We start from the raw sequence: 8,319 nt of genomic DNA on the forward strand, positions 1-8,319 counted from the left end.
ATGCGCATCACGTTCATATTTTTAGAGAGATGCCTCTATTTAGAGGCGTGCTTCTAATTGAAGTCGTGGTTCCAAATAAGGTATGCCCTCATCAAAAAAAGTTTGACGTGCGATTTTGGTTTGATATCGTCCCCTTCCATTGAGCGCCTTTACAACGATTAGCGCTTGGCCGGCGAGACACGCACGAGCTCTGCGCATCGTTTGTCTTCAAGCTTCCACGTCGATTGAAAAGTCGCGCGATCGCATTCGGGCAGCGTCTTTCGCTCGCGCTGGATTTTCTCGCCGTCGCCTGGGCGAGCGGCGTCAGACTACTTGTCGTGTTATCTGATTCTTATAGACATGGTCCGGGGGCGGCGGATGTCAATCCAGCTTCCGCTACAGGCGAGCGCCGTTCATTTCATACAAGTCTCAGGTACGGTACGTCGCGCCCAGTGAAACAATATTTGCTTATATCAAACAAATTTTGACTACATGATTCTGTCTTGCTATGTTTCCGCCACCCGATAACAAGGAACAAGCCGCGGTTGCAACGCGGGCGATAGGTAGAAAGATTCGCGCTTTGCGCCACAGCCTCAAGCGCACGCTGGAAGACACCGCGACCGCTGCGGGGATATCGAAACCGTTTCTGTCGCAGGTGGAGCGCGGTCAGGCGGCGCCGTCGATTACCTCTCTCGTCGGCATTGCGCGTGCGTTAGGTGTGACGGTGCAGTACTTCATCGACACGCCGACTGAAGCCGGGTCGGTATGCAGGGGCGCCGAGTTGAAGTACTTTGGTTTTGCCGATTCGGCCAACCTGTTCGGCAGGCTGACGAATCTGTCGGATAGCAGGAAGCTGGAAGCCATCCTCGTGAGGATGCCGGCGGGCCAGCAGCCGTCGGAAGTGACGACGCATGCCGGCGAAGAGTTCTTGTACGTGATGAGCGGAGAGATCTCCCTCACACTCGAAGGTACGACATTTGTGTTGCGGGCGGGTGACACCGCGCATTACGAGTCAACGGTCCCGCATGCATGGACCAACACCGCAGGTGAAGAGACTGTGCTGGTCTGGGTCGGCACGCCGAGGTTGTTCTAGCTGGGTAAGCACAGCCGAAGTTGCGAAGCAATCAAGAAATAAAGATTAGTTATACAGAATTTTTTATTTCAATACCAATGACTGAAGTCCCATGGAAAAGAAGCATTTCGTGAGTGAGTCGATTTGCGTGGGTTGAAATGAATTGGAAAGCTACTCCTGCATTATTTTGTAAGAAATTAGGACTGCGATATTCAAAAAGAACCGAAGTGCTCACGTATTGCCGAATCGGTTTAGACCTCTTTAATCGATTAGGCGTTTTTGCACAGATACGGGGCAACTTTGGCTAAACGTGGTGCGTCGTCGCTGCAAATCGAGCGGAGAAGTTCACAAGACTTTTCTTTGCACAACAGGTGTGGGTCTTACTGACGAGTGAGAAGGGGAAAATGAAACAAAAGGCATTGGCATTGGCCATCAAAAGAATACTTTGGGCAGAACTCGCGTTGTCGGCTGCTATTGCCTCTCCGGCGTTCGCACAAAGCCAGCCGGCCACGACCGGTAGTACTGCTGCAGCACCGACGTCGGAAGCCACACCGGCCGCGACGGACTCGGGCAACGTGACGAAGATGCAACGGGTCGAAGTGACCGGCTCGCTGATCCGCACGTCGGACAAGGTCGGCAACACGGAAGTGCAGACCATCACGCCGAAGGAAATCGAGCAGAGCGGCTACACGACGGTCGCTGACTTCCTGCGCGGCACGTCCGTGAACTCGGCCAGCAGCTGGGGGCAAACCAACATGAACAGCTCCGCGCAGGGCGGTGCAGGGATCGCGTTGCGCGGGCTCAGTGAAAAGTACACGCTGGTGCTGGTGGACGGACAGCGGGTGGCGAACTACGGCAAGGCGGTGAACTTCACCGACACGTTTTTCGACGTCAATTCGATTCCGCTCAACATGGTGGACCACATCGACATCGTGAAGACCGGCGCTGTTTCAGTGTACGGTTCCGACGCGATTGCCGGCGTGGTCAACATCATCACGAAGAAGAACTTCCAGGGTTTGCAGATCGATGGTCAGCTCGGCAAGGCGCAGCATCCGGGCGATGCGCAGGGTACCTTCAGCGTGCTCGGCGGCTTTGGCGATCTGAATTCCGATCGCTTCAACGTAACGGCCGCGGCCAGCTACTATCGCGACACCGGCTCGTCGCTCGGCGACCGCGATTTCACCGCGAACCAGGATTTCAGCCAGTTCCCTGGCGGCCTCGCCGGTCCGCTCGGCCCGAATCAGCAGTCGTACTGGACAGCGCCGGACGGCACCAAGACGGCGCTTAACCCATGCCCGCCCGGCAGCGTATCGGCGGACGGCGGCGCGGAGTGCAAGTCGAATCCCGCCAATGCCACGTCGCTGATGCCGTCGACCACGCGCCTGAACGCGAAGGTGCGCGGCACCTTCAAGATCAACGACGAGACGCAGGCGTATGCCGACTTCTGGGTGAGCCGCAACGAAACCGTGCAGAACCAGGGTCCGGCGGCGCTGAGCAGCACCACCAACGCATTCAATCCGGCCACTGGTTCGGCCTTGCCGCTGTCGCGCACCGTACCAGCGAGCAATCCGTACAACCCGTTCGGTTTGCCGGCGAAAATCAACTACACGTTCCCGGATACCGTTTCGGCAGACACGGTATCCACCTTCTGGAAGGCATCGACCGGCGTGAAGGGCTCGTTCACCACGCAGAAGTTCGGCGACTGGGATTGGTCCGCGGACTACGGCCATTCGCAGAGCACGGTCGACACGCACTATTCGAACGTGTTGAACGCGGCGGGCGTTGAGAACATTCTGCAGAACGGCGTGTTCAACTTCTCGAACCCGTCGGCAACGCCGAACGGTTTGAACGGCGTCTTCATGAGCGACTACGATCAGGCGATCTCGAAGCTCGACAGCGTCACGGCGAAGACCTCGACCGGCAACCTGTTCAATCTGCCGGGTGGCCCGGTCGGCGTTGGTTTCGGCACCGAGTTCCGTCACGAGAGCTCGCTGATCAACTCGCGCACCTATAGCGCGCTGGGTATCAGCGCGCCGGCCAACGTGCAGACGGTCGATGGTTCGCGCAACGTGGCCGCGGTCTACTATCAGGTCGATATTCCGATCATCCGCAACCTGACCTTCACGCAAGCGGGCCGTTACGACCACTACAACGACTTCGGCGGTGCGTTCTCGCCGAGCTTCGCACTGCGCTATCAGCCGGGGCAGGCAGTCACGACCTACGCATCGTATAGCCGCGGTTTCCGCGCGCCGACGCTGGTGGAAAACTCGCAGGCGACTTACCTCGCGCACCAGAACCTGGTCGATCCGAACGATCCGAGCGGCGTGCCGACCAAGCACTTCACGACCGAACAGGTCAACGGCAATCCGAATCTGCAGCCCGAGCACACCAAGAACTACAACATCGGCTTCCAGCTCTCGCCGGATTCGTCGACCGACATCGGTGCGGCGTTCTACAAGATTCACATCGACGGCGTGATCGGCACCAACGATCCGAATGCAGTGATCGATGCGAACAACCCGTCCACGGTGATCCGCAATCCGGACGGCACGGTGGCCTATATCAAGGAACAGTTCATCAACCTCGGTTCGCTCGACACCGACGGCTTCGACATGAACTTCCGCAAGTCGGTCGGCACGAAGTACGGCACGTTCACGCTGGCAGGCGACTGGACCTACGTGTGGCACTTCAAGCTGAATAGCCCGGGCGCGCCGACGCAGGACTTCGCCGGCAACAACCTCGCGCTGCTGCAGCCGTTCGGCGCCAGCAATCCGCGCTGGAAGGGCAACACGAGCTTGACGTGGGATTACCGCAAGTTCACCACGACGCTGACGTGGCAATACACGGGGCCGTACACCAACGCGGTGGCAGCCGAATTCGGCGACGGCGGCACGCTGTCGGTGGCGTCGTACAGCCAGTTCAACCTGATGGCCACATATCGCGGCTTCAAGAACTGGACGATCTACGGCGGCATCAACAACATCTTCGACCGCAAGCCGCCGTTCGACGTCGAGTGGCAGGCTACGCCGGATATCACGGGCTACGACCAGTCGCTCTACACGAACATCGGCCGTTTCTTCCAGGTCGGTGCGACGTACCGCTTCTAACGCTTTTGATGCACCCGCAGTCTGTTTAGTCGGTCGGCCGTTCCGGCTCCCGGTCATCCCCGCCGGAGCGGCTTAACTTTGTTATAGACGTACTTTGGAGTTCCCCGTGCTCAATACCCTTATCAACTATTCAGTTCAATCGATGGGCCTGATTCCGTTGCTGGCCTTTATCTTCCTGCTGGGCATCTCGATCATCGTCGAGCGATTCATGTTCTTCTCGCGAGCGGTCAAGGCGGGCAAGACGCTCGAACATGATCTGAAGTTGGTCGAGCCGGCTAATCTGTCCGACGCACAGAAGGTCGCCGAACACTACAAGCAGACCGTGCAAGGCGAACTCGTCAAAAGCGTGCTGAAGGTGCAGGGCAAGCCGGAAGCGGTGGTGGAGCGAGAGCTCGAGGAAACCATCATGTTCCAGATGCCGCGCCTCGACCGCAATCTGTGGATTCTCGATACAGCCGTGACGCTCGGCCCGCTGCTCGGTCTGCTCGGTACGATCATCGGCATGGTCGAGTCGTTCAACGTGCTCGGCACGAGCGGCACCGCGAACCCGAATGGCGTGACGGGCGGCATTGGCCACGCGCTGACGGCCACCGCTTGCGGCCTGACGATCGCGATCATCTGCGTGATCTTCCTGAACTACTTCAACAAGCGTATCCGCATGACGGTCAACCAGTTCGACCTGATCAAGTCGCTGCTCGTGTCGCGGTTCGCCGCCTGAAAATCCGCATCGAAGGAGAAGGATCATGCGTAACCATCGCAGCCATTACCTGGGCGCGGAAGAGAAGGCGCGCATCGAGATCATTCCGATGATCGACATCATGATGTTCCTGCTGGTGTTCTTCATGCTCGCCACGCTGAAGATGATTCAGGGCGCGGGCATCAAACTCGATCTGCCGCAATCGAGCACGGCGGAGCAGTTGCAGCAGACGGTGAAGGTGTCGATCGGCGTCACCAAGACCGATGAGATTTACCTGGACGCGAAACCCGTTACGCCGACAGAACTGACTGCGCACCTGCAAGGACTGGTGCACGACTCGAAGAAGGTCGACGTGGCGATCGCCGGCGACGAAGGCACGAGCTACAAGAACATCGTCAAGGTCATGGACCTGGTGCGCGCGGCGGGCATCAGTTCGGTTGCACTGGCGACAAATCCGACGACATGAGCTCTCCGGTACTCGACATGAAAGACCCGCAAAGTCGCCTGAACGGCGCTCTCTGGGCATCGTCAACGCCGGCGCATCATGGCCGCATGTCCATGAAGACGGCCGTGGGGATCGCGCTCGTGGTCGAGCTGCTGGTGATCGTCGGGCTTTCGCAGGTGAGCTTCAAACAGCCGCCGCCGCCCGAGCGCAAGGTGATGCAGGTGGAGATGGCGCCGCCGCCTCCGCCGCCCGAGGTGAAGAAGCTAGAGCCGCCGCCCGCGCCCACACCCGTGAAGCCGGTGCCGAAGCAGGTCCAGCCCAAGCCGCTGCCGACACCCAGGCCGCCGCCTGCCGTGCCGTCGCCCACGCCGAAGCCGGCCAACATCGCGCCAGCCGCCAATCCGAACGCGAACGCACCCGCGTTGGCTACCGCGAACGCGACGCCGGGTCCGGCCACGGCGCCCGCCGCGCCGCCCGCGCCGGCGGCGCCACCCGCGTTGCACGGTGTGGTCGACGGCCGCGGTCATTGTCAGGCCGTGCAGCCGCAGATCCCGCGGCGCGCGCTGCAGGAAGGGATTTCGGCGACCGTGATCGCGCATCTGTCGATCAGCCCTGACGGCAGCGTCAGCGATGTGAAGATCATGCGCGTGACACCGCCCACTTCGGTGTTCAACGAGGCGGTCATCGCCGCGGCGAAGTCGTATCGATGCGAGAAGAACGCGGAGGCTTATGTCGGTGAAGTCGCGTTCTCGTTCAAGACCGCACCGAGCGACGACGACCAGTAAGCCGGGGCGCAGTGCTGCGCTTCCGGGGAAAGCAACGCGAGCAATGGCGATCGGCCGTCGTTCGCGCCGATTCGACGTACCGCGCGCCGGCTCGCAGCCGGCGTGCGTCCTCACGCATTCCGAAGATGAGACTTGTGAAGTTTCGCTGGCCGCGCGCCGTGTGGACGATCTCGCGCGCGCCGGTACCGAGCTTGGGCGCTGCATGGCTGGCCGCGCTGTGCGTCGGCGTGAGCCTGAGCCTGAGCCTGAGCGCGGCGCCCGCGCAGGCCAAAGCGTCGATTTCCCAATACGACGAGCCCAAATATCCCGCTGGTTTCACGCACTTCGACTACGCCGATCCGACGGAGCCGGCCGACGGCACGCTCAGTTTTCAGAACTTCGACGAGCTGCAGAGCTACGACTCGCTGAACCCGTTCCTCGTGCGCGGCGCGCCCGCGCCGGACGTTCTGCATCTGATGTTCGATACGCTGATGCAGCGCAGCTGGGACGAACTGGCCTCGGAGTATCCGCTGATCGCCGATGACGTCGAAGTGGCGCCGGACCTCAGTTCGGCGACCTTCCACATCGATCCGGCTGCGCGCTTTTCAAACGGCGATCCGATCACCGCTGCCGACGTCAAATATTCGTTCGATACGTTGACGAGCCCACAAGCTTCACCGGTATACAACGCGCAGTTCTCGGTCATCAGGCGCGCCGTGGTGGTCGACCGGGCCACGGTGCGCTTCGATTTCAAGCACGCCGAGCGGGGCGCGCCGCTGATCGCCGGCGACCTGCCGATCTTCTCGCCGAAGTGGGGCATGCGCGCCGACGGCACCCGTCCGCCGTTCGATCAGATCGCGAACCAGGCGCCGATCGCGAGCGGCCCGTATCTGATCGAAGCGCGCAAGAACGACAAGCAGATTGCCTATCGCCGCAACCCGAACTACTGGGCCGCGAATCTGCCGTCGCGGCGCGGCATGTATCGCTTCGCGAGCATCACGTTCAAGCTGTATCACGATCACTACACGCAGCTCGAAGCTTTCAAGGCCGGCGACGCGGACGTCATCGTCGAATACAGCGCGACCCAGTGGGCGCGCAAATACGTCGGCAAGAACTTCAGGAACGGACTGCTGAAGAAGGGTGATTTCGCCGACGGTCCCGCGCAGATGCAGGGCATGCTGATGAATATGCGCAAGCCGATGTTCCAGGACCCGCGCGTGCGCCACGCGCTCACGCTGGCATTCGACTACGACTGGATGAACCGGATGATGTTCTACGGCCAATACCGGCGCACCAGCAGCTATTTTGAGGCGAGCCCGTTCGGCGCAACCGGCATGCCCGGCCCCAAGGAACTGGCGCTGCTTGAACCGCTGCGCGCCAGTGTGCCGCCCGAAGTATTCGGTCCGATGCTCAAGCAACCCACTACGATTCCACCGGATTCCCTGCGCGGCAATCTGCGCGTCGCACGCGATCTGCTGGCGCAGGCTGGATGGCACTATCGCGACGGCGCATTGCGCGACGCGAACGGCACGCCGATGACGATCGAGATCATGGACGATCAGCCGGGTATGGATCGTCTGATCCTGCCGTATATGCAGGCGCTCGGCGAACTCGGCATCCAGGCCCATATGCGCGAAATCGACAGTGCGTTGTACGAGAAGCGTCTGGACAATTTCGAGTACGACATGACCACCTTTATCTATCCGCCGGTGACGATTCCGGGCGCCGAACTTACGCGCCGATTCGGCAGTGCGGCCGCGTCCGAAATCGGCTCCGAGAACTATCCAGGTATTCGATCGAAAGCGGTCGACTCGCTGATTCGCTCCGCGCTCTCCGCCACCAATCTCGACGATCTGGAGGCGGCGACCCGTGCGCTCGACCGCGTCCTGATCTACTCGTTCTATCTGGTGCCGGAGTACTACGCGCCGGGCGCGCGCATCGGCTACAAGACGACGCTGGCGTTCCCGAAGATCGTACCCACGTCTTACCTGTATGAAGACTGGGTCATCGATTACTGGTACGCAAGGGCGCCACGCACACAAGCGACGCGAACCCAGGCGGCGCCGTCCGCTGTCTCAACCACGGCTACGGCCCACTGAGGACCAGCATGCTCGCCTACATTCTCAGACGTTTGCTGTTGATGGTGCCGACGCTGCTCGGCGTGGTCACGCTGACCTTTGTCGTCACGCAGTTCGTGCCGGGTGGGCCGGTCGAACAGGTGATGACGCAACTCCGCCACGGCACTGGCCGTGGCG

The 8,319-nt window shown here is 60.7% G+C and carries 6 protein-coding genes and 1 pseudogene; all 7 read left to right on the top strand.

Annotated features, from left to right (window positions below):
• Positions 1 to 487 precede the first annotated feature (487 nt).
• Complete coding sequence (locus tag AC3WLT_RS27845) at positions 488 to 1,072, top strand: helix-turn-helix domain-containing protein (protein ID WP_492594883.1); 585 nt, start codon at positions 488 to 490, stop codon at positions 1,070 to 1,072.
• Between the two features lie 383 nt (positions 1,073 to 1,455).
• The gene (locus tag AC3WLT_RS27850) at positions 1,456 to 4,158 is read left to right on the top strand and encodes a TonB-dependent receptor plug domain-containing protein (protein ID WP_492594884.1); all 2,703 of its coding nucleotides are present in this window, start codon (positions 1,456 to 1,458) and stop codon (positions 4,156 to 4,158) included.
• Between the two features lie 106 nt (positions 4,159 to 4,264).
• Positions 4,265 to 4,876 carry a MotA/TolQ/ExbB proton channel family protein gene (locus tag AC3WLT_RS27855; protein ID WP_492594885.1) on the top strand — a complete coding sequence of 204 codons (612 nt, stop codon included), beginning with the start codon at positions 4,265 to 4,267 and terminating at the stop codon, positions 4,874 to 4,876.
• Positions 4,877 to 4,901: 25 nt separating this feature from the next.
• Complete coding sequence (locus AC3WLT_RS27860; protein ID WP_006051605.1) at positions 4,902 to 5,321, top strand: ExbD/TolR family protein; 420 nt, start codon at positions 4,902 to 4,904, stop codon at positions 5,319 to 5,321.
• Positions 5,318 to 6,085 (top strand): energy transducer TonB, encoded by a 768-nt coding sequence (locus AC3WLT_RS27865; protein ID WP_492594886.1) that lies wholly within the window; start codon positions 5,318 to 5,320, stop codon positions 6,083 to 6,085. Before AC3WLT_RS27860 ends, AC3WLT_RS27865 begins: the two co-directional genes overlap by 4 nt.
• Positions 6,086 to 6,210: 125 nt before the next feature.
• Positions 6,211 to 8,163: an extracellular solute-binding protein gene (locus AC3WLT_RS27870; protein ID WP_492594887.1), complete on the top strand. Its 1,953-nt coding sequence runs from the start codon at positions 6,211 to 6,213 to the stop codon at positions 8,161 to 8,163.
• A gap of 8 nt (positions 8,164 to 8,171) precedes the next feature.
• A pseudogene (locus AC3WLT_RS27875) lies at positions 8,172 to 8,319 on the top strand (microcin ABC transporter permease); the annotation flags it as partial.

This window comes from Paraburkholderia sp. FW306-2-2C-D06C (assembly GCF_058781505.1).